Source organism: Streptomyces glaucus, from assembly GCF_039533365.1.
Lineage (GTDB): Bacteria > Actinomycetota > Actinomycetes > Streptomycetales > Streptomycetaceae > Streptomyces > Streptomyces glaucus.
The window spans coordinates 108,905-129,203 of record NZ_BAAATK010000002.1 but is presented as its reverse complement, the minus strand read 5'-3'; the positions used below and the strand labels follow the sequence as shown (position 1 = coordinate 129,203).

Annotated in this window: 20 protein-coding genes and 1 tRNA gene; 17 read left to right on the top strand and 4 right to left on the bottom strand. The window is 74.0% G+C overall.

From position 1 onward, the window contains the following. Positions 1-265 precede the first annotated feature (265 nt). The 13 genes from ABD363_RS02095 to ABD363_RS02035 all read left to right on the top strand — a co-directional run bounded on the left by ABD363_RS02095 (position 266) and on the right by ABD363_RS02035 (position 12,916). Complete coding sequence (locus ABD363_RS02095; protein ID WP_344599588.1) at positions 266-673, top strand: NADH-quinone oxidoreductase subunit A; 408 nt, start codon at positions 266-268, stop codon at positions 671-673. Next, on the top strand, positions 664-1,278 hold the full coding sequence (locus ABD363_RS02090) for an NADH-quinone oxidoreductase subunit B (protein ID WP_344599587.1): 615 nt from the start codon (positions 664-666) through the stop codon (positions 1,276-1,278). Before ABD363_RS02095 ends, ABD363_RS02090 begins: the two co-directional genes overlap by 10 nt. After that, positions 1,275-2,723 carry an NADH-quinone oxidoreductase subunit C gene (locus ABD363_RS02085; RefSeq protein WP_344599586.1) on the top strand — a complete coding sequence of 483 codons (1,449 nt, stop codon included), beginning with the start codon at positions 1,275-1,277 and terminating at the stop codon, positions 2,721-2,723. Before ABD363_RS02090 ends, ABD363_RS02085 begins: the two co-directional genes overlap by 4 nt. Beyond that, a complete protein-coding gene (locus ABD363_RS02080; RefSeq protein ID WP_344599585.1) occupies positions 2,720-3,688 on the top strand; it encodes a complex I subunit 1/NuoH family protein in 969 nt (322 codons plus the stop codon). The genes ABD363_RS02085 and ABD363_RS02080 overlap by 4 nt, the downstream gene beginning before the upstream one ends. A 2-nt stretch (positions 3,689-3,690) precedes the next feature. Further along, entirely contained in the window at positions 3,691-4,449 is a 759-nt protein-coding gene (locus ABD363_RS02075) for a NuoI/complex I 23 kDa subunit family protein (RefSeq protein ID WP_344599584.1), read from the top strand. After that, positions 4,446-5,111 (top strand): NADH-quinone oxidoreductase subunit J family protein, encoded by a 666-nt coding sequence (locus ABD363_RS02070; protein ID WP_344599583.1) that lies wholly within the window; start codon positions 4,446-4,448, stop codon positions 5,109-5,111. Before ABD363_RS02075 ends, ABD363_RS02070 begins: the two co-directional genes overlap by 4 nt. Then, on the top strand, positions 5,111-5,500 hold the full coding sequence (nuoK, locus tag ABD363_RS02065; RefSeq protein WP_344599582.1) for an NADH-quinone oxidoreductase subunit NuoK: 390 nt from the start codon (positions 5,111-5,113) through the stop codon (positions 5,498-5,500). Before ABD363_RS02070 ends, nuoK begins: the two co-directional genes overlap by 1 nt. Further along, positions 5,497-7,491, top strand: a complete 1,995-nt coding sequence (locus ABD363_RS02060) for an NADH-quinone oxidoreductase subunit 5 family protein (protein ID WP_344599581.1) — start codon at positions 5,497-5,499, stop codon at positions 7,489-7,491. Before nuoK ends, ABD363_RS02060 begins: the two co-directional genes overlap by 4 nt. Positions 7,492-7,497: 6 nt before the next feature. Further along, positions 7,498-9,126, top strand: coding sequence for an NADH-quinone oxidoreductase subunit M (locus ABD363_RS02055; protein ID WP_344599580.1), 1,629 nt, complete (start codon positions 7,498-7,500; stop codon positions 9,124-9,126). Further along, the gene (locus ABD363_RS02050) at positions 9,123-10,634 is read left to right on the top strand and encodes an NADH-quinone oxidoreductase subunit N (RefSeq protein WP_344599579.1); all 1,512 of its coding nucleotides are present in this window, start codon (positions 9,123-9,125) and stop codon (positions 10,632-10,634) included. The genes ABD363_RS02055 and ABD363_RS02050 overlap by 4 nt, the downstream gene beginning before the upstream one ends. A 275-nt stretch (positions 10,635-10,909) precedes the next feature. Next, positions 10,910-11,773, top strand: coding sequence for a zinc metalloprotease HtpX (gene htpX, locus ABD363_RS02045; protein ID WP_344599578.1), 864 nt, complete (start codon positions 10,910-10,912; stop codon positions 11,771-11,773). Further along, positions 11,770-12,162 (top strand): YccF domain-containing protein, encoded by a 393-nt coding sequence (locus ABD363_RS02040; protein ID WP_344599577.1) that lies wholly within the window; start codon positions 11,770-11,772, stop codon positions 12,160-12,162. The genes htpX and ABD363_RS02040 overlap by 4 nt, the downstream gene beginning before the upstream one ends. A gap of 160 nt (positions 12,163-12,322) precedes the next feature. Then, positions 12,323-12,916: an SMI1/KNR4 family protein gene (locus ABD363_RS02035; RefSeq protein WP_344599576.1), complete on the top strand. Its 594-nt coding sequence runs from the start codon at positions 12,323-12,325 to the stop codon at positions 12,914-12,916. Between the two features lie 184 nt (positions 12,917-13,100). Here the strand turns inward: ABD363_RS02035 and ABD363_RS02030 are convergent, their stop codons facing one another. Then, positions 13,101-14,345, bottom strand: coding sequence for an APC family permease (locus ABD363_RS02030; protein WP_344599575.1), 1,245 nt, complete (start codon positions 14,343-14,345; stop codon positions 13,101-13,103). A 179-nt stretch (positions 14,346-14,524) separates the two neighbouring features. Between ABD363_RS02030 and ABD363_RS02025 the strand changes: the two genes are divergently transcribed. Further along, on the top strand, positions 14,525-14,791 hold the full coding sequence (locus ABD363_RS02025) for a GlsB/YeaQ/YmgE family stress response membrane protein (protein ID WP_344599574.1): 267 nt from the start codon (positions 14,525-14,527) through the stop codon (positions 14,789-14,791). A 128-nt stretch (positions 14,792-14,919) separates the two neighbouring features. Here the strand turns inward: ABD363_RS02025 and ABD363_RS02020 are convergent, their stop codons facing one another. After that, a complete protein-coding gene (locus tag ABD363_RS02020; RefSeq protein WP_344599573.1) occupies positions 14,920-15,408 on the bottom strand; it encodes a YajQ family cyclic di-GMP-binding protein in 489 nt (162 codons plus the stop codon). 235 nt (positions 15,409-15,643) lie between these two features. On the opposite strand from ABD363_RS02020, the gene ABD363_RS02015 reads away from it, so the two are divergent. The 3 genes from ABD363_RS02015 (at position 15,644) to ABD363_RS02005 (ending at position 17,821) form a co-directional block, all read left to right on the top strand. Further along, positions 15,644-15,725 (top strand) — tRNA-Tyr (locus ABD363_RS02015). A gap of 956 nt (positions 15,726-16,681) precedes the next feature. Continuing rightward, positions 16,682-17,149, top strand: a complete 468-nt coding sequence (locus tag ABD363_RS02010) for a histone deacetylase (RefSeq protein ID WP_344599572.1) — start codon at positions 16,682-16,684, stop codon at positions 17,147-17,149. A 459-nt stretch (positions 17,150-17,608) separates the two neighbouring features. After that, complete coding sequence (locus ABD363_RS02005) at positions 17,609-17,821, top strand: hypothetical protein (protein WP_344599571.1); 213 nt, start codon at positions 17,609-17,611, stop codon at positions 17,819-17,821. A 208-nt stretch (positions 17,822-18,029) separates the two neighbouring features. Here ABD363_RS02005 and ABD363_RS02000 read toward each other — a convergent pair whose 3' ends face one another. After that, positions 18,030-18,686, bottom strand: a complete 657-nt coding sequence (locus ABD363_RS02000) for an SDR family oxidoreductase (RefSeq protein ID WP_344599570.1) — start codon at positions 18,684-18,686, stop codon at positions 18,030-18,032. 119 nt (positions 18,687-18,805) lie between these two features. Then, the gene (locus ABD363_RS01995; protein ID WP_344599569.1) at positions 18,806-20,062 is read right to left on the bottom strand and encodes an amidohydrolase family protein; all 1,257 of its coding nucleotides are present in this window, start codon (positions 20,060-20,062) and stop codon (positions 18,806-18,808) included. Positions 20,063-20,299: the final 237 nt, after the last annotated feature.

Below are 20,299 nucleotides of genomic sequence, written 5' to 3'. Positions count from 1 at the left end.
CGTGCCGTGCGCCGCGACGCCGCGCCATGAGGCGGACCGCCGCGATCCCGCTGGGGAAAACCCCACCGCCGTGTCCCACGACGTGACGGGCTGCTTACCCTCTCTTTAGCAGGCCCTAGACTCCCGTGCGTACGGATCGTCGAACAGCGGGGTCCACCAGGTTTCGGGCCGCGGGTTCCGGGCCGGGTGCCCGGGGTCACGGGCCACCGACGGGACGTCACGGGCCGCAGGTCAAAGGGTCAGGGTCAGGGAGCGAGGGACGGACGTGCCGGAACCGACCGTCGTCAACACGACCGTCGTCGCGGCGGACTACTTCGAGTCCTACTCGGTCGTCGGACTGCTCGCCGTCATCGGCGTGCTCTTCGTCGCCGTCGCCTTCGGCGCGGGCCGCCTGCTGCGCCCCGTGGTCCCCACCCCCGAGAAACTCCTGACGTACGAGTGCGGCGTGGACCCCGTCGGCGAGGGCTGGGCGCACACCCAGGTCCGCTACTACGTCTACGCGTTCCTGTACGTGGTCTTCGCTGTCGACTCGATCTTCCTGTTCCCCTGGGCGACGGTCTTCGCCGCCCCCGGCTACGGCGCCACGACCCTCGTGGAGATGTTCGTCTTCCTCGGCTTCCTGGCCGTCGGCCTGCTCTACGCGTACAAGAAGGGCGTCCTGGCATGGACGTGACCCCCACCCCCGCCTCCACCCCCACCCCTGTGCCGCTCCCCGAGCCCAAGCGGCTGGGCGCGCTCGCCCGCCTGGCCCCCGAGCCGATGAAGGTGATCCTGAACTGGGGCCGCCGCTACTCGCTCTGGGTGTTCAACTTCGGCCTCGCCTGCTGCGCGATCGAGTTCATCGCCGCGTCGATGGCCCGGCACGACTTCATCCGCCTCGGCGTCATCCCGTTCGCGCCGGGCCCGCGCCAGGCCGACCTGATGGTGGTGTCCGGCACGGTGACGGACAAGATGGCCCCGGCGGTGAAGCGCCTGTACGAGCAGATGCCCGAGCCGAAGTACGTCATCTCCTTCGGCGCGTGCAGCAACTGCGGCGGCCCGTACTGGGACTCGTACTCCGTCACCAAGGGCGTCGACCAGATCATCCCGGTCGACGTCTACGTCCCCGGCTGCCCGCCCCGGCCCGAGGCGCTGCTCCAGGGCATCCTGAAGCTCCAGGAGAAGATCGCCCGGGAGTCGCTGGGGGAGCGGTACGGGCCGGCCCCCCGGCCCTCGGCGGCGGCCCTGCAGAGCGGCCTGGTGCAGCCGCCGCCCCCGGCCGCGGGGGAGGACCGATGACCGCGGCCGGCTGGCTGCCCGCCGACGTCGAGGAACTCTTCGGCGCGCAGGCCACGGCCGAGGAGTCGTACGAGGTCCTGACGGTGGACGTCCCGCCCGCGGCCTGGATCCCCGCGCTGGAGACCGCGCGCGACCGGCTGGGCTGCACGTACTTCGACTGGCTGAGCGCGGTCGACGAACCGGGCACCGGCTTCCGCGTCGTCGCGCACGTCGCCGCCCTCGCGCCGGTGCGGCGGCTGCTGCTGCGCACCACGGTCCCGCACGAGGCGCCGGCCCTGCCCTCGGCGGTGGACGTCTACGCGGGCGCCGCCTGGCACGAGCGCGAGACCCACGAGATGTTCGGCGTCGTCTTCGAGGGCCACCCGGCCCTGGACCACCTGCTCCTGCCGGAGAACTTCGAGGGCCACCCGCTGCGCAAGGACTTCGTCCTGGCGGCCCGGGTCGCCAAGGCCTGGCCGGGCGCGAAGGAGCCCGGGGAGTCGGAGCACGGCGGCCCCAAGCGCCGCCAGATGCTGCCCCCGGGCGTCCCCGACCCCAACGAGTGGGGCCCGCTGAAGGGCCAGCTCCCGCCCGCCCCGGCCCGGGGAGCCCGCGCGGCGGGGGACCGGCCGGCACGCCGTACCAGGTCGGCGGCGGAGGGACCGGCCGGCCGGACGGCGGCCGAGGCTCCGGGCACCCCGCCCGCACCGCGTCGTGCGCGGAGCGCGAGCGGGGGTTCGGCGAGCCAGCGGGCCGGAGCGGTGGACGCCGCGGCGGAGGAGGCGGCCGCCGGGCAGGGAGCGACGGGTTCCGGTGCGGGGACCGCGGCTCCGGGTGCCCCGGCCGCACCGCGTCGTGCGCGGAGCGCGAGCGAGGGTTCGGCGTCGCAGCGTGCGGGCACGGGTGCGCCCGCCGGGCCGGGCCGGGCCCGCAGCGCCGCGGAGGGCACCGCGAGCCGGCGGTCCGCGCCCGGGGAGGGGACGCCGTCGGACGGCACGGGCGCGGGCGCCGCGGCCCGGCGCACCACGTCCCCGGGCGCCGCGGGCCGGCCCCCGAAGCCGCCCGTCGCCCCCCACAGCCCGGACGCCCCCTGGCACCACGCCCGCCCCGCCTTCGACGAGTCCGGGGAGGAGGCGAAGCCCGGGGCGGAGCCGAGGCCCGGGGCGGAGCCGAGGCCCGGGGCGGAGCCGAGGCCCGGGGCGGGGTCGGAGTCCGCGGCCGGGGCGGCCGCCGAGGCGGAGTCGCGTGAGGGGACCGAACCGGTGACCGGTGCCGAGCCGGTGACCGGTGCCGAGCCGGCGCCCGGGGCCGGGGCGACGTCCGAGGCCGGGACGATGTCCGAGGCCGGTGCACCCCCCGAGAAGTCCGGGAACCCCGACCCCTCCGAGGCCTCCGGGGCTCCCGAAGCCCCCGGAGATCCCGAAGCTTCCCCATCCCCCGAGAACCCCGCAGGAGGTCCGCGGTGAACGACGCGCTCGACGTCACCCTGCGCCTCCTGATCGTCTTCGTCGTCTTCCTCGCCCTCCCCCTGCTCGTCGGCCAGACCGAGCACAAGGTGATGGCCCACATGCAGGGCCGCCTCGGCCCCATGTACGCCGGCGGCTTCCACGGCTGGGCCCAGCTGGTCGCCGACGGCGTGAAGTTCGCGCAGAAGGAGGACGTGGTCCCCGCGGGCGCGGACCGCCGTATCTTCCAGCTCGCCCCCGCCGTGGCCCTCCTGCCGTACCTCCTGGTCCTCCTCGCCGTCCCCGTCGCCCCCGGCGAGGGCGCGGTCGGCCAGGTGATCGACGCGGGCGTCTTCTTCGTCCTGGCCGTCATGGGCGTCGGCGTCCTCGGCTCCCTCATGGCCGGCTGGGCCTCCGCCAACAAGTTCTCCCTCCTCGGCGGCCTGCGCACCGCGGCCCAGCTCCTCGCCTACGAGCTTCCGATGCTGCTCGCCGCCGCCTCCGTGGCCATGGCGGCCGGCACGGTCTCCCTCCCCGGCATCCTCGACGCCTTCGAGTGGTGGTGGCTGCCCTGGCAGATCGTCGGCGCGATCGTGTTCTTCGTGGCGGGGCTGGCCGAACTCCAGCGTCCGCCCTTCGACATGCCCGTCGCCGACTCGGAGATCATCTTCGGCGCCTACACCGAGTACACCGGCCTCCGCTTCGCCCTGTTCCTCCTCGCCGAGTACGCCGGAATCGTCGTCCTGTGCGGTCTGACCACCGTCCTCTTCCTGGGCGGCTGGCACGGTCCCTGGGGCGCCGACGGCCTCGGCTGGGTGTGGACCCTGCTGAAGACGGCCGTCCTCGCCTTCATCGTGATCTGGCTGCGCGTGACCTACCCCCGCCTGCGCGAGGACCAGCTCCAGAAACTCTCCTGGACCCTCCTCGTCCCCCTCTCCCTCGCCCAGATCGCCCTCACCGGCGTCGTCAAGGTGGTGATCGCGTAACCATGGCCGCCCCGCTCCCGCCCTCCCGGCCCCGCATCCCCGGCAGCGGTCTGGCGAAGGGCCTGGCCGTCACCCTGCGCACGATGACGAGGAAGACCGTCACCGAGCAGTACCCGGACGTCCAGCCCGACCTGCCGCCCCGCACCCGCGGCGTGATCGGCCTCTTCGAGGAGAACTGCACGGTCTGCATGCTGTGCGCCCGCGAGTGCCCGGACTGGTGCATCTACATCGACTCGCACAAGGAGACGATCCCGGCGGCGGCCCCCGGGGGCCGCGAACGCAGCCGCAACGTCCTGGACCGCTTCGCCATCGACTTCTCCCTGTGCATGTACTGCGGTATCTGCATCGAGGTCTGTCCTTTCGACGCCCTGTTCTGGTCCCCGGAGTTCGAGTACTCCGAGACCGACATCCGCGATCTGACCCACGAGCGCGACAAGCTCCGCGAGTGGATGTGGACCGTTCCGGCCCCGCCCGCCCTCGATCCCGGCGCGGAGGAACCGAAGGAACTGGCCACCGCCCGCAAGACCGCCGAGAAGCTGGCCGCCCGGCAACAGGCCGCGCCCGGCGGGCCCTCCGCGCCCGCCGCCGGCCCCACCGCACGGCCGGCGCCCGCCGCCTCGGCCGGCACGGAATCCCACGCCGACGAGCAGGCCCGCGCGGCGGAATCCCCCACCCGCCCGATGGGCGACTCCCCGCAGCAGACGGACCAGCCGGGGCAGCAGACGGACCAGCCGGAGCCGGGGCGGGAGGGCCGGGAATGACCCTCGCAGCGACCGCCGGCCTGGCCCCGCACACCGCCGCGGCCGCCGGGGCCCACGGCTTCCTCTCCCCGACCGGCGTCGAGATCGCCTTCCTCCTCGTCGGCCTGGTCACCCTCGGCGCCGCGCTCGTCACCGTCACCACCCGGCAACTGGTGCACGCCGCCCTGTGGCTGGTGGTGACCCTGGGCGGCCTCGCCGTCGAGTACCTCCTGCTCACCGCCGAGTTCATCGCCTGGGTGCAGGTCCTGATCTACGTCGGTTCCGTCGTCGTCCTCCTCCTGTTCGGCCTGATGCTCACCAAGGCCCCAATCGGCCGCTCCCCGGACGCCGACTCCGGCAACCGGTGGACCGCCCTCACCGTGGCCGTCGCCGCCGCGGCGACCCTGGTCTGGGTCGTCGTCGACGCCTTCCGCACCACCTGGATCGACCTGGACGGCCCGGCCGCCGGATCCACCCGCGTGACCGGGGAGAGCCTCTTCCAGAACTGGGTCCTCCCCTTCGAGGCCCTGTCCGTCCTCCTCCTCGCCGCCCTGGTCGGCGCGATCGTCCTGTCCCGCAAGGCGAAGGCCGACGCGGCGCCCCCCGGCCCCGCCCCCGGCGCCCCGGACACGAGCGCCCCCGGCGCCCGGGACACCCGGCGCGGCGCGGAAGGGACCCGCTGATGCACCTCGCCTATCCCGCCGTGCTCTCCGCCCTCCTGTTCTGCACCGGCCTGTACGGCGTCCTGGCCCGCCGCAACGCGATCCTCGTGCTGATGTCGGTCGAGCTGATGCTCAACGCCGTCAACCTCAACCTGGTCGCCTTCGACGTCTGGCTGAGCCGGACCGCCGAGGAGACCCTGCACTCCGGCCAGGCCCTGACCCTGTTCACCATCGCCATCGCCGCGGCCGAGATCGGCATCGGCCTGGCGATCGTCCTCGCCGTCCACCGCAGCCGCGGCACCTCGGACATCGACAAGCTCCGCGACACCGCCGAGGGCCGCGCGAGCGACGGCCCCGACCGCGACGCCCGCACGGCCGAGAAGACCGAGAAGACCGAGGCCACCGCGTGACCACGACCACCCTCGCCGTCCTCGTCCCCCTCCTTCCGTTCCTGGGCGCCGCCGCCGGCCTGCTCCTGGGCCGCACGGCCCCCGGCTTCGTCCGCCCGCTCGCCGTCCTGCCGACGCTCGCCGCTCTGGTGCTCGCCGTGCTCGTCGCCGTGCGCCAGGGCGGCGGCCGGGCCGTCGACGCCGCCACCGAACTCGCGCCCACCGGCTCGGTCCCCGTCGAGCTCGCCCTGCACGTCGACGGCTTCGCCGCCCTCGTCGCCGTCCTGGTCGGCCTCGTCGCCACCTGCGTGCAGATCTACTCGACGGGCTACCTCCGCGACGACCCGCGCTATCCCTCCTACGCCGCCCTCGTCTCCCTGTTCACCTCCGCGATGCTCCTCGTCGTCTACTCCGGCGACCTGATGGTGCTGCTGGTCGGCTGGGAGATCATGGGCATCTGCTCGTACTTCCTGGTCGGTCACTACTGGCAGACCCCCGAGGCGCGCGCCGCCTCCCTCAAGGCCTTCCTGGTCACCAAGCTCGGTGACGTCCCCTTCCTCATCGGTCTGCTCGCCCTTGCCACCGAGGCCGGGTCGTTCCGCATCACCCGCGTCCTCGGCGCGGTCGCGAGCGGCGGACTCGACCACCCCACACTGATCGCCCTGCTGCTCCTGGCCGGCGTGGCGGGCAAGTCCGCGCAGTTCCCGCTGCACACCTGGCTGCCCGACGCGATGGCGGGCCCCACGCCCGTCTCCGCGCTGATCCACGCCGCGACGATGGTCGCCGCCGGCGTCTACTTCGTCGCCCGGCTCCTTCCGGTCTTCGAGGCCTCGCGGGCCGCGCTGGTCGTCCTCGCCGTGATGGCCGCGGTCACGATGGCCGGCTCGGCGCTCGCCGCGCTCGCCCAGGACGACATCAAGCGCGTCCTCGCCTACTCGACGATCGGCCAGCTCGGCTACATGAGCGGCGCCCTCGCCGTCGGCGACCGCGGCGCCGCCGTCTTCCACCTCCTGTCCCACGGCGCCTTCAAGGCGCTGCTGTTCCTCGCGGCCGGTGTGATCATCCATGCGGCCGGCACCAACTCGCTGGCCGCCATGTCCCGCATGCGGAACCTGCGCGACCGCGTCCCCGACGCCTACTGGACGATGACCGTGGCGCTCCTCGCGCTCGCCGCGATCCCGCCGTTCAGCGGCTTCTTCTCCAAGGAGTCCGTCCTGGTCGCCGCCGAGCACGCCGCCACCGGCCACACCGAGCACGCCCCCGGCGCCGCGGGCTGGACCGTCCTCGTCGCCGGCCTGCTCACGGCCCTGCTCACCGCCGCGTACGCGATGCGCCTGTGGCTGCTGGCCTTCCGCGGGCGGGGCGCCGACGCCCCCGACCACGGCCGGCAGCCGGTGGCCATGAACACCGTGCTGTGGGTGCTCGCCGTCCCGTCCCTCGCCCTCGGCGGACTCGCCTACCGCCTGCTGCCCGACTGGTTCGACGGCCGCGACCTGACCCCGACCCTCACCACCTCCGTCCTCGGCACGGGCGTGGCCCTGGCCGGCGGCATCGTCACCTACGCGGCCTGGCGGCACACCACCGCGCTCACGGCCCGCGTCCCCCTGGGCGCCGTCGCGGCCCACCCCGAGGGCGACGCCGCCCGCGTCGAGGCCGAGGCCATCGCGAGCCACGAGCCCGCGTACGGCACCGTGGCCGCCGCGCCCGACCCGTCGGACCCGGCCCGGCTCCTGCTCGGCCCGCTGCACCGGCCCGCGGCCGCCGGCTTCCACCTGGACACCGTGTACACGGCCCTCTTCGTCCGCCCGGTCCGGGCCGGCGCGAGCCTCGTGAGGTTCCTCGACCGGGAGGTCGTCGAGACCTACGTGCGCGGCGCGGGAGCGCTGCCCCGCTGGCTCGGGGCCGCCGTACGGCGCGCCCAGACCGGCAACGTGCAGACCTATGTGAGCGCGCTGCTCGCCGGCACCGTCGTCCTGGCGGTCGCCGCCGTCCTCGTCGCCACGGGAGCGTGAGCAGGCGTGATCGATATCAGCGAGTCCGTGATGCAGTTCCTTCTGGCATTCGTCGTCGTCGGCCCGCTCCTCGGCGCGGCCGCCGCTCTCCTGCCGGCACCGCCCGGGCTGAAGGGGAAATCTCCCGAGCAGGCCGTGCTGCGGCACGGCGTGACCGTCACCGGCGCCGTCCTCGTCGCCGCGCTCGCCCTCGCGCTCGGCTTCGACCACGACCACCCGTCGAAGATGCAGGCCACCACGGACATCAGCTGGATCCCCGCACTCGACGTGCGGATCCACCTCGGCATCGACGGCATCTCCCTCCCCCTTCTGGTCCTGACCGCGCTGCTGACCTTCCTGAGCGCGCTCCACGCGTACTTCAAGATGCCCGCGGGCCCCAGCCCGAAGGCCTTCGTCCCGCTGCTGCTCCTCCTGGAGTCCGGCACGCTCGCCACGTTCGCCGTCCTCGACCTGCTGCTGTTCTTCCTGGCGTTCGAGACGGTGCTCATCCCGATGTACTTCCTCATCGCCCGCTGGGGCGGTGCGGGCCGGAGCCGGGCCGCGTGGCGGTTCATCCTCTACACGCTGCTCGGCTCCGTGGTCATGCTGCTCGGCCTGCTCCTGATCGGGCTGGAGGCGGGCACGTTCGACATGGTGGCACTCGCCACCGACAACGGCCGGTCACTGAGCGTGTCCGTGCAGGTCGTCGCCGTCCTGGCGATCGGGATCGGGCTCGCGGTCAAGACGCCGATGTGGCCGCTGCACAGCTGGCTGCCCGACGCCCACACCGCCGCGCCCACGGTCGGCTCGGTCCTGCTGGCCGGCGTCCTGCTGAAGATGGGCACGTACGGATTCGTCCGGATCCTCCTCCCCGTCGCACCGGACGGATTCCGCACCTTCGCGCCCTACCTCGCCGCCCTCGCCGTCGTCGGGATCGTCTACGGGTCCCTGGCCTGCCTGGCCCTCGCCCGGCGGGGCGCGAAGGGCGACCTCAAGCGCCTCATCGCCTACTCCTCCGTCGGCCACATGGGCTTCGTCCTGCTCGGCATCGCCACGATGACCCCGACCGGCGTGAACGGCGCCCTGTTCGCCAACATCGCCCACGGCCTCATCACCGGCCTGCTGTTCTTCCTGGTCGGCGGGGTGAAGGACCGCACCGGCACCACCGACCTCGACACCCTGGCCCTCCCCTCGCCCGGCCACCGCCCCCCGGCGGGCGGATCCGCCGCGCCGGGCCGCCCCCAGGAGGGCGCCGCCCTGTACGGCAGGGCCCCGCGCCTCGGCGGCCTGCTCGCCTTCGGCGCGGTCGCCTCCCTGGGCCTGCCGGGGCTGGGCGGGTTCTGGGGCGAGATGCTGGCCCTGTTCGGCGCGTTCGATCCGGCCGACGGCCTCAGCCGGCCCGCCTTCCTCGCCTTCATGGCGATCGCCGCCTTCGGCACCCTGCTGACGGCCGCGTACCTGCTGATCGTGGTCCGCCGCGTCTGCATGGGCGCCCTCCCGCCCGACGCGCCGAAACTCCCCGACGTCCGCGGCTACGAGTTCGCGGCCTGGACGCCGCTCGTCGCCCTCACCGTCGTCGCCGGGCTGTGGCCCAAGGTCCTCCTCGGCCTGACCGACCCGGCCGTGCAGCAGCTCCTCGCAGGAGGCACCCGATGAGCTCCCTGGCCCAGTCCGTGGTCCAGTCCGTCGACTGGCTCGCGATCGCGCCGCCCACCCTCGCCGCGGTCGTCGCACTCGTCGTCCTCGTCGCCGACCTCTTCGTCGGCGACCACCGCAAGGCGCTGCTGGGCTGGGTGTCGGTCGCCGGGCTCGCCGCCGCCACGCTCCTGCTGCTGCCCCTCCTGGACGGCGACCACGCCACCTTCTGCCTGACCGGCGACACCGGTGTCTGCAGCTACACGGCGGACCACTTCGCCCTGGTCGTCCAGCTCCTGGTCCTCGGCGGCGCCCTCCTGGCAGCCCTCCTGTCGGTCACCGCCCTGAAGGACGCCCGCGCGGGCCTCCCCGAGGGGGAGTTCTGGTTCCTGCTGCTGTCCTCCGCCGCCGGCGCCGCCCTGCTGCCCGCCTCCCGCGACCTGGCGACCCTCGTCGTCGCCCTGGAGGTCGCCTCCCTGCCCGCCTTCGCCCTGGTCGGCCTCCGCCACGGCGACCGGCGCTCCTCCGAGGCCGCCCTGAAGTTCTTCCTGTCCTCGGTCACCGCCACCGCGGTCAGCCTCATGGGCATCAGCTTCGTGTACGCCTCCACCGGCACCCTCCACCTCACCCGGGTCGCCGACCGGATCCAGGACGTCGACGGGCAGCTCCTCACCCTCGCCCAGACCGGCGTCGTCCTCACCCTCGTCGGCTTCGCCTTCAAGACGGCCGCCGTGCCGTTCCACTTCTGGGTGCCGGACACCTATGTGGGAGCGCCCCTGCCGATCGCCGCCTACCTGTCGGTCATCGGCAAGGCGGTCGGCTTCTCCGGCCTGATCCTCGTCACGGTGGTCGCCCTCCCGTCGTACGCCGACGTCTGGGGTCCGGCGCTCGCCGTGCTGGCCGCCCTCACCATGACCGTCGGCAACGCCGGCGCGCTGCGGCAGCAGGGCACGCGCGCGCACAGCGCGGTCCGGCTGCTGGCCTGGTCGTCCGTCGGCCAGGCCGGCTACCTCCTGGTGCCGATCGCCGCCGCCGCGTACACCGACGACGTCCGGCGGCCGATCGGCTCCACCGTGGCCTACGCCCTCATGTACGGCGCCGTGAACCTCGGCGCCTTCGCGGTGGCCGCGCTCGTCGGCCGTACGAAGTCCCTCAACCGCGTCACCGACTACCGCGGCCTGTACGCCACCAACCCGCTGACCGCCCTGCTCCTGGCGTTCTTCCTGCTCTGCCTCGCCGGGCTGCCGCCGGGCGTCATCGGCCTCTTCGCGAAGGTCACCGTCTTCTCCGCGGCCGTCGACGCGGGCCTCGGCTGGCTCGCCGTGGTCATGGCCGTCAACGTCGTCATCGCGCTGTTCTACTACCTCCAGTGGACGGCCCTGCTGTTCCGCGCCCCGCAGGGCACGCCCGAGAAGCACCACGTCCCGGCGCCCCTGACCGCCGCGCTCACCGTGACCGCGGTCCTCGGCGTCGTCCTGTCCGGGGCGCCCCAGCTGGTGCTGCGGTTCGCCGGCACCGGGCTCTTCTAACGACCGGCACCGGGCTCCTGCGCACCGCGGCCGCTCCCGGCACACGCGCGGGGGACACCCGGCCTCCCTCGCGCGCGTGCCGCATCCGCCCCCGCCCGTCCGGACGGCCCCCGCGCGCCGCCGTACGCACGAGGGAACTGGTGGCCTCCGCCTCGCGTTGACCAGTACGGGAGGGACCACTGGACGTGACACCGCGGCACCAGTGGCATCGGAGACCAGGAAGCACCATCGGGCAAGCAAAGGGTTCCCCCGCTGCACCATTTGGAGGGCGTACCGTGCACCGCCGGCACAACGGGCTCAGGACCGCAGTACTCCTCGGGGGACTGTCCGCACTCATCGTCGTCATCGGCAGCTTCTTCGGCCGAGCGGGGCTCGTCGTCGCCGTCCTGGTCGCCCTCGGCACGAACGCCTACGCGTACTGGAACAGCGACAAGCTGGCGCTACGCGCGATGCGCGCCCGCCCGGTGAGCGAGTTCGAGGCCCCCGGGCTGTACCGGATGGTCCGCGAGCTCTCCACCCAGGCCCGCCAGCCCATGCCGCGCCTGTACATCTCCCCGACGGAGGCGCCGAACGCGTTCGCCACCGGCCGCAACCCGCGCAACGCCGCCGTGTGCTGCACCGACGGCATCCTGCGCATGCTGGACGAGCGCGAGCTGCGCGGCGTCATCGGCCACGAGCTCAGCCATGTCTACAACCGCGACATCCTGATCTCGTCGGTCGCCGGAGCTCTCGCCTCCGTGATCATGTTCCTGGTCAACTTCGCCTGGCTGATCCCGATCGGCCGCTCCGACGACGACGACGGCCCCGGCCTCCTCGGCATGTTGCTGATCATGATCCTGGGCCCGCTCGCCGCCACCCTCATCCAGCTCGCCGTCAGCCGCTCCCGGGAGTACGAGGCGGACGCCTCCGGCGCCCGGCTCACGGGCGACCCGCTGGCCCTGGCCAGCGCCCTGCGCAAGCTCGAACTCGGCACCAGGCAGCTCCCGCTGCCGCCCGAGCCCCGCATCGAGACCGCCAGCCACATGATGATCGCGCACCCGTTCCGCCCGGACCGGGGGCTGTCGAAGATGTTCGCCACGCACCCGCCGATGGCGGACCGCATCGACCGGCTCGAGAAAATGGCAGGTCACCACCGGTGAAGACCATCCTGAACGTCATATGGCTCGTCCTGAGCGGCTGCTGGCTGTTCCTCGCCTACCTGTTCGCGGGCGTGCTGCTGTGCCTCACCGTCATCGGCATCCCCTTCGGCCTCGCCGCCTTCCGCATCGGCGTCTACGCCCTGTGGCCCTTCGGGTACACCACGGTCGAGCGCCGTGACGCGGGCGCGCCCTCGTGCGTCGGCAACGTCCTGTGGCTCCTCCTCGCCGGCTGGTGGCTGGCCCTCGGCCACGTCGTCACCGGCATCGCGCTCTGCGTCACGATCATCGGCATCCCTCTCGGCATCGCCAACTTCAAGCTGATCCCGGTCTCGCTGCTCCCGCTCGGCCGCGAGATCATCCGCACTGACCAGCCGTTCGCGGCCCGCTGACCGTACGGGGCCGCCGATGGTTCCCCCGGCGGTCCCTCCCCGCCCGGGCACAGCGTGGCCACGGACGCTCCACCGGCCCGGTCGGCCCGCCCGTTCTCCACAGGCCCGGGGTTGTCCACAGGCGGGCCCGGCTGTCAGCGGCGGCCTGCATGATGAACCCATGACCGAGAGCGAGCAATTGCTGGCACGGGTGGCGGCCAAGGCCCGCGACACCCGCCCCTGGGGCTGGACTTCCCTTCCCGCGCCTGTCGACACGGCCGCGTTGGCCCGCGCCGAGGCCGCCCTGGGCTTCGCCCTGCCCCCACTGCTCGCCGAGCTCTACCTGCGGATAGGGGACGGCGGATTCGGCCCGGAGTACGGCCTGCTGCCCCTCCTCGACAGCCCTCCCTCCGGTGAGCCCGCCGCCGTCCCGCACTACCTCGCCCGCCGCGAGAGTGGCCGCAAGGACCCCGACTGGCCCTGGCCCGAGGGCGTACTGCCGATATCCCACTGGGGCTGTGCGATGTACGCGTGCGTGGACTGCCGCTCCCCGCAGGCCACCGTCCTGCTCTTCGACCCCAACCCGGGTGACCCCGGCCACGCCTGGTTCGTCGACGCGCCCGGCCTGGAGGACTGGCTGCGTGCGTGGGTGGACGGCACGGGCTGGTACGAGGAGACGAACGAGGACGCGGAGATGGCGCTCTGGACCGACTTCCTCATACGCGCAAAACCACCGACCGCACCAGACGCCCGCCGGCGCCCCGAGACCACCTGAGAGCCGAGGAACAGCGGACCCGGGACAGCAGCCCGGCCACAGTCCCCCCGCTGCACACACGAGGCCACCGGCCGGCGGCCGGTGCCACCCGGCCGACATCCCATACCCGGTGGGCCGATGGGCGATCACTGATCCCCGGCAGCGGTGCACAGCCGACCGCCCGAGGCCCACGCGCCGGGCGGAACTACCGCGACGCCGCCCACCGCCGCGCCCCGTACGCGCCCACGCCCACCGCCAGCACACCCGCGCCCACGGCCACCGACACCACCGGAAGGGAAACCGCCATCACCACACTCCCGACCAGCCCCATCGCCGGCACGAGACGGGCCGCCGCAGCCGGGGACAGCGTCCAGGCCGACGCGTTGGCCACCGCGTAGTAGACCAGCACACCGAAGGAGGAGAACCCGATGGCGTCCCGCACGTCCACCGTGGCGGCCAGGACCGCGACCACCGCGCCCACGGCCAGCTCCGCACGGTGCGGCACCTGGAAGCGGGGATGCACCGCGGCCAGCGCGCCGGGCAGATGACCGTCACGCGCCATCGCCAGTGCCGTCCGCGACACACCCAGGATCAGGGCCAGGAGCGAGCCGAGCGCGGCCACGGCGGCACCCGCCCGCACCACCGGCGCCAGCCCCGGCACCCCCGCCGCACGCACGGCGTCGGCCAGCGGAGCGGCGGCATCCCCGAGACCGTCCGACCCCAGCACGGAAAGGACGGCCACGGCCACGCCCGCGTACACGGCGAGCGCGACACCCAGGGCCAGCGGGATCGCGCGGGGGATGGTGCGCGCGGGATCCCGCACCTCCTCGCCGAGGGTCGCGATCCGCGCGTACCCGGCGAACGCGAAGAACAGCAGACCCGCCGCCTGCAGCACTCCGCCGACGCCTCCCGAGGCCCCGATGTCCAGGCGCCCGGCAGCGGACCGGCCGGACCCCAGGCACACCACCACCACGGAAGCGAGGACAGCCAGGACCACCGCCACGATCGCCCGCGTCAGCCAGGCGGACTTCTGGACGCCGCCGTAGTTCACCGCGGTCAGCACCACCACGGCCGCGACCGCCACCACGTGCGCCCGGTCCGGCCAGACGTATGCGCCCACGGCCAGCGCCATCGCCGCACAGGAGGCCGTCTTCCCGACCACGAACGACCAGCCCGCGAGATACCCCCAGAACTCCCCGAGCCGCTCACGCCCGTACACGTACGTACCGCCCGAGACCGGATACAGGGCGGCCAGCCGCGCCGACGAGGTGGCGTTGCAATAGGCGACCACCGCGGCGACCGCGAGCCCGAGCAGCAGCCCGGACCCGGCCGCGTGCGCCGCCGGCGCGAGGGCGACGAAGACCCCGGCCCCCACCATCGAGCCCAGGCCGATCACCACGGCGTCACCCACCCCCAGGGTGCGCCGCAGTCCGGAGTCGGAAAGCGCCATGGGCCGCACCCTACCGACCGGCGCAACCACCGGGTGTGCCCCGAACGTCCTCACCACCACGACAGCATGAACACGTGACCGGTCCACCGCACACCGCACACCGCACGAGCACAGCCTGCCCGGGCGGGACCACAGCGCCGGGACAGCGCGAGCACGACAGGAAAGGGCAGGGTGACGGCATGACCATCATCAGCTGGATCGTCCTCGGACTGCTGGCCGGAGCCATCGCCAAGTTCCTGCTGCCGGGCCGCGACCCGGGCGGGCTCATCGGTACGACCCTGATCGGCATCGCGGGCGCGTTCGTCGGGGGCTGGATATCGGCCCGCTGGATGGACCGCCCGATCACCGAGGATTTCTACGACGGCGCCACGTGGGCCGCGGCGATCGGCGGCTCCCTCGTCCTGCTGATCGTCTACCGGATCCTGTTCGGCAACTCACGCGACTGAGCACCCCCGGGCCGCTCCCGGACCGCGGCCGGCAAGCGGAAGAGGCGGGCACCACCAGGCGCCCGCCCCCTCCACACGACGTCGCACCGGACGCCGGATCAGCACGTCACCGGTCGCCGATCAGCGCCTCACCGGTAGTTCACGAACTGCATCGCGAAGTCGAAGTCCTTGCCCTTCAGCAGGGCGATCACGGCCTGCAGGTCGTCGCGGCTCTTGGAGCTGACCCGCAGTTCCTCCCCCTGCACCTGGGCCTTCACGCCCTTCGGGCCCTCGTCACGGATGATCTTCGCCACCTTCTTCGCGTTCTCCTGGGAGATGCCCTCCTTGATCGACGCGAAGATCTTGTACTCCTTGCCGGAGAGCTGGGGCTCGCCCGCGTCCAGAGCCTTCAGCGAGATGCCGCGCTTGATCAGCTTGGACTGGAAGACGTCGAGGACAGCCTTCACCCGGTCCTCGGAGTTCGCCTCCATGAGGATCTTCTCGCCGGACCATGAGATCGAGGCACCCACGCCCTTGAAGTCGTAGCGCTGCGAGATCTCCTTGGCGGCCTGGTTGAGGGCGTTGTCGACCTCCTGCCGCTCGACCTTCGAGACGATGTCGAAACTGGAGTCGGCCATGTCCTGTGGCTCCTTGTATCGGGGTGCGTATCGGGGTGCGTACCGGGTACGCACCGGCGTTCGTCGGCGGCCGCCGATCCCGGCAACGGTCCCGGGCCGCATCCGGACAAGCCTAGCCACCCCCTGCCCTCCGGGCGCCGATCAATCAGGTGGCGGAGCACCCCTCCCCATCGGGTATTGTTTACGTCGTTGCCACGGAGCACCGCCGAAAGGCGGTTCGAAGGGCAGCAACCCCGGCGGTGTGCCCGAGCGGCCAAAGGGAGCAGACTGTAAATCTGCCGGCTCAGCCTTCCTAGGTTCGAATCCTAGCGCCGCCACACTGGGGAAGACCCCCTCCGAACTGCGGAGACGCAGAGCGGAGGGGGTTTCTTCGTGTTCGCGTGCGCTGATTCGAGCGAAGAGCGAAGGCGCGGTCAGGGGCCTCCGGAGAGGGGAGCCCGGAAGTGATCCCGCTCACGGCGAATGGTCCGGCAGCGCCGACGATCTCAGCGACAGCGACAGCGACGCCGACAGCGACGGCCACACCGCGGCCACATCGACCGGCAAGGCGACATCGACCGGCAACAGGTACCGGCACGGTGACCGCCCGCCCGACTGTCGCCGGTGGGGGCGACGACCGCGGCCGGGACACCGGTGACCTCGACGCGGCGGCAGGCGTCGGCTGGAAAACGCGGGAGGGGCAGCACAGGCGCGGCGGGCAGGGCGACGATCCGCCGGGAGGGCGCCGGAGGGGGACGGGGCGCCCGCCCGCGGGTGGCGCGAGACGTCCCGGACACGTCCCGAGAGTGTGCACGGCTCCCCAGCGGATCGGCCGGCGCAGGACGGACGGATGCGGCGCGGCGCCGGGAACGCCGGGAGGAAACCGCCGTACACATGCCTGAACGTGCCGGGACCCGGCATCGGGGAACCGATCCTGCCGCACTGATGGCGTTTTCCGGGGGAACGGGTTACGACAGGGACGACCGCCCGCTACGGGCGATGACCACCGTTCTTCCGGGGGACCGGCATGGCATCGGACCCGAAGTCTCCGGGGCGTACCGCACGTCTCCGGAAGCCGGCCGGCGTCGAGGCGCTGACCGGCGTCGATCCGGTCCGGCCGGCGGACCGGAACCCGCGGCGGGTGTGGTACACGGCCTACGGTTCCAACACGCACCCGGACCGCCTGGCCTGCTACGTCAAGGGCGGCCGACTGCCCGGAACCACGCGGGAGCACCCGGGCTGCCGAGACCCGCGGATGCCCTCACGATGCCTCCCGATCGAGCTGAACGGTGCCGTGTACTTCGCCACGGAGTCGCCGGTGTGGGGAGGCGGCCGGGCGTTCTACGATCCGTACGCGGACGGGCGGGTGCCGGCGCGGGGGTATCCGGTCTCCGCCGCTCAGTTCTCCGACATCGCCGCCCAGGAGATGTACCGGGCCCCTGGCAGGTCCCTCGACCTGGCCGAGGTGATCACGGACGGCCGGGCGGTGCTGGGCGAGGGGCGTTACGAGACGCTGATCTGTGCCGGGCGGATCGAGGAACTGCCCGTCCTCACCTTCACCGCGCCGTGGCGCATGACCGACGTGCCGTGGAACCCGCCGTCGGCGGCGTACGTGCGCTACCTGGCCTCCGGCCTGCTGTCCGCGGGCGTCTGGGACCTGGAGGCGGTCGCTTCGTACCTCGCCGCGTGTCCCGGGGCGGCCGGCCACTGGTCGGTGCGGGCCGTGACCGAGCTGATGGGCGACGGCGCGCACGGCGGCTGAGGCGAGGAGCGCGGCCACCCCGACCCCGGCCGGGGCCGACCCTCCGGCCGGCCGCCCACCCCCGGAACTTCCCCGGACAGGGCACTCGGGTCCGGCGTGTCGCGTCTCGGGCGCGCGTTCTTCCACAGACCGTCCCCTTTCCCGCCCGTGGGTCCCGCCCCTGAGCCGCGCCCGTAGGTCCTGCCCCTGAGCGGCCTGGTCGCCGTGTCCGGACCCGGCGATCCGCGATCCGCGATCCAGGTCCCGCGTTCCGGTGATCCGCGTTCCGGTGGTCCGCGTCCGCCGCCGCCCGGGGGAACGCCCGTGCCGCGGCCCTTCCGCCGGATGGCGTCACCCGGCCCCGGCAGCCCCGGCAGCCCCGGCAGCCCCGGCAGCCCCGGCAACCCCGGCGGCTCAGCGGGCCCGGGCCGCCCTTCCGCGGCGCGGCGGCACCCGGCGGGCGCGCGGCACACTGGCGTCATGACCAGCCGCCGCAGACAGTGTCCCGAGTGCCGCCGTGAAATCGCCGTCGTGGCCGGGCGGTTCGCGCGCCACGACCCGCCCGGCGCCCGGGGGAGCGGGGAGCTGATTTCCTGCCCGGGCTCCCGCCGGACGGCTCGACTCGGCGCGGCCCAGCCGTCGTTGGACGGGTACGTGGTCCCCGACTTCCCCGGCCAGCTCCCCCTGTTCTAGAACGCCACCAGGGCTCCGCCCAGGGGCCCGTCCAAGGCCCCGACGCCCTCGGGCCGCCAAGCCCTCCACGCCGCCGTCCGGCACGTTCGGCCGGGCCGCGTCCGGTACCGGCGGGCGGGGGACGAAAGCGCCCCCCGTCAGCCGGGAAGACCCTGTACGTCCGCCGCGGCGGCGTCTCCCGTGCCGCTGTGGCTCCCGGTGGCCGAGATCAGTTCCCGGCCACCGACTTCACCGCCACCGACACCGGGGTCGATCCGCTGATCAGCTCCAGCGTCAGCCCGGCCGTCGCCGGGGTGTCGACCAACTCCGCCAGCACGGCGGCCACGTCGTCCCGCGGGACCGGGCCGCGGCCCGTGTGCGCCGCCAGGCGTACGAGGCCGGTGCCCGCGTCGTCCGTCAGCTGGCCGGGACGCAGGATCGTCCAGTCCAGCGCGTCCAGCGCACGCACGTACGCGTCGGCCTCGCCCTTGGCGCGCAGGTAGACGTCGAAGATCTCGTCCCCCTGGTGCGCCGGGTCCGCGCCCATCGACGACACGATCACGAAGCGCCGCACGCCCGCCCGGACCGCCGCGTCCGCGAACAGGATCGCCGCGGCCTTGTCCACCGTGTCCTTGCGGGCCGCGCCGCTGCCGGGGCCGGCGCCCGCCGCGAAGACCGCCGCGTCCGCGCCCCGCAACCGCTCGGCGACTTCCTCGACCGAGGCCGACTCCAGGTCGAGCACGACCGGTTCGGCACCGGCTTCCCGCAGGTCGTCGGCCTGTTCGGGTTTCCGGATGAGTCCCTCGACCGCTTCTCCGCGCGCGGCGAGCAGCCGCTCCAGCCGCAGCGCGATCTGACCATGACCACCAGCGATGACAATGCGCATGTCTTCGACCGTACGCCCGCGGGACCGCGTTCGCCGCACGGCTCCGGCCGCGTCCCACCCGGCCCGGGGAAGCGGCAGGCGGCACCACGGCTGCCGAGCGGCCGGCGAGCCGGGCGGCCTCATTCCGCCTCCCCCCGCCCCTGCCGCGGCAACCCGGCTTCCCCCGTCACCGGCGAGTCGCAGAACTCCCGTACCGCGCTCGTCCGCGCCACCACGCGCCCCCGGTGCACCACCACCCGGCTGTACGCCGACGACAGCGCCCCCGCCAGCCGTTCCGCGCGCACCGCCAGCAACTCGGCCGGGAAACCCGCCTCCACCCGCACCTCGGGCAGTCCCAGCACCGCCCGCGCCGACGCGCCCACCGTGTCGTAGGCGTCCTCCGGCCGCAGCCCGTGCCGCGAGGCCAGCAGGTACGCCGTGTCCAGCGGGTCCCCGCGCCCCACCGGGTTCGCCGCGTCCCGCAGCGCCCCGCTCCCCGCGGCGACCCGCACCCCGGCCGCCCGCAGCAGCCGTACCGGTGCCGTGCCGCGGCGGTCGACGCCCGCGCAGCCGCCCTGCGGCAGGCACACCACCGTCACCCCGGCCGCCGCCAGCCGGTCCGCGGCCCGGGACGCCGCCTCCGCGGGCAGCCGGCCGAGGCCGCCGCACGGACCCAGCGCCACCCCGGGACGCAGCCCGCCCGCCATCGCCGCGAGCCGGGCCAGCCGCCCCGGATCGGCGGCGTCCGTGTGCAGGTCGACCGGGCGGCCGTGCTCGCCGGCGACCTCCAGGACGGCCTCCACGTGACCGGTCGGGTCGGGATCCAGGTCCGGGCAGCCGCCCACCACGCAGGCGCCCATCCGCAGCGCCTCCCGCAGCATCGCCAGCCCGTCGGCGCCGGCCACCCCGGTCAGCACCCGCGGCACCGCCACCGCCGACAGCTCGGTCAGCCCGCGCAGCGCCCGCCGCGCCCGCAGCACGGCGGCCAGCGCGCCCAGCCCCTCGACGTCCCCCACGCGCACGTGCGCCCGCAGCGCGGTCGCCCCGTGCCCGAGCTGCAGCAGCGCCGCCTCCGTGGCCCGGCGCTGGACGTCCTCGGCGGCGCACGGGACCGGGCCGCCGGCGTCGGCCGACAGCGCGGTGTCGGCGTGCGCGTGCGGTTCGGCCGGGGCCGGCAGGAGCAGGTAGCCGGTGAGGTCCACGCGCGTGCCCGCGAAGGCGCCGGCCGCGGCCAGGCTGCCGGCCGTGCCGACCGCCTCGATGCGCCCGCCGCCCAGCCGTACGTCCACGGTCCTGCCGTCGGTGAGCCGTGCCCCGCACAGCAGCAGCGGGGCCGGGTCGGCCGGGTCCGGTACGGGCGACGAGGGGGGTGGCGGCTGCGGCCGGCTGTCGGGCATCGCGGTCCTCGGGTGCGGGGCTGCGCAGGGGGACGCAAGATCACGCAGAGCGGGTCGAGCCTAGGACGGTGATCGGTCCCCGGCGGGCAGGAGCGCAATAGTCGTACCGGTGTGGTCCGCCGTGCGGGCGACCGCGCGGGGGCTGCGGGGCGTCCGGGAAAGCCTCCGGAGCGGGGAGCGGACGGGCGCCGCGGAACGGATTTGGGCGAACGGCGGCGGAGCGTGTAATGTCTTCAT

Bases quoted from the DNA above. Each gene is read 5' to 3' on its own strand.
- ABD363_RS01995 (WP_344599569.1), bottom strand. From the start codon at position 20,062: ATGCCCGACAGCCGGCCGCAGCCGCCACCCCCCTCGTCGCCCGTACCG.
- ABD363_RS02000 (WP_344599570.1), bottom strand. From the start codon at position 18,686: ATGCGCATTGTCATCGCTGGTGGTCATGGTCAGATCGCGCTGCGGCTG.
- ABD363_RS02070 (WP_344599583.1), top strand. From the start codon at position 4,446: ATGACCCTCGCAGCGACCGCCGGCCTGGCCCCGCACACCGCCGCGGCC.
- ABD363_RS02035 (WP_344599576.1), top strand. From the start codon at position 12,323: ATGACCGAGAGCGAGCAATTGCTGGCACGGGTGGCGGCCAAGGCCCGC.
- ABD363_RS02005 (WP_344599571.1), top strand. From the start codon at position 17,609: ATGACCAGCCGCCGCAGACAGTGTCCCGAGTGCCGCCGTGAAATCGCC.
- ABD363_RS02075 (WP_344599584.1), top strand. From the start codon at position 3,691: ATGGCCGCCCCGCTCCCGCCCTCCCGGCCCCGCATCCCCGGCAGCGGT.
- ABD363_RS02085 (WP_344599586.1), top strand. From the start codon at position 1,275: ATGACCGCGGCCGGCTGGCTGCCCGCCGACGTCGAGGAACTCTTCGGC.
- ABD363_RS02030 (WP_344599575.1), bottom strand. From the start codon at position 14,345: ATGGCGCTTTCCGACTCCGGACTGCGGCGCACCCTGGGGGTGGGTGAC.
- ABD363_RS02090 (WP_344599587.1), top strand. From the start codon at position 664: ATGGACGTGACCCCCACCCCCGCCTCCACCCCCACCCCTGTGCCGCTC.
- ABD363_RS02025 (WP_344599574.1), top strand. From the start codon at position 14,525: ATGACCATCATCAGCTGGATCGTCCTCGGACTGCTGGCCGGAGCCATC.
- ABD363_RS02020 (WP_344599573.1), bottom strand. From the start codon at position 15,408: ATGGCCGACTCCAGTTTCGACATCGTCTCGAAGGTCGAGCGGCAGGAG.
- nuoK (WP_344599582.1), top strand. From the start codon at position 5,111: ATGCACCTCGCCTATCCCGCCGTGCTCTCCGCCCTCCTGTTCTGCACC.
- ABD363_RS02050 (WP_344599579.1), top strand. From the start codon at position 9,123: ATGAGCTCCCTGGCCCAGTCCGTGGTCCAGTCCGTCGACTGGCTCGCG.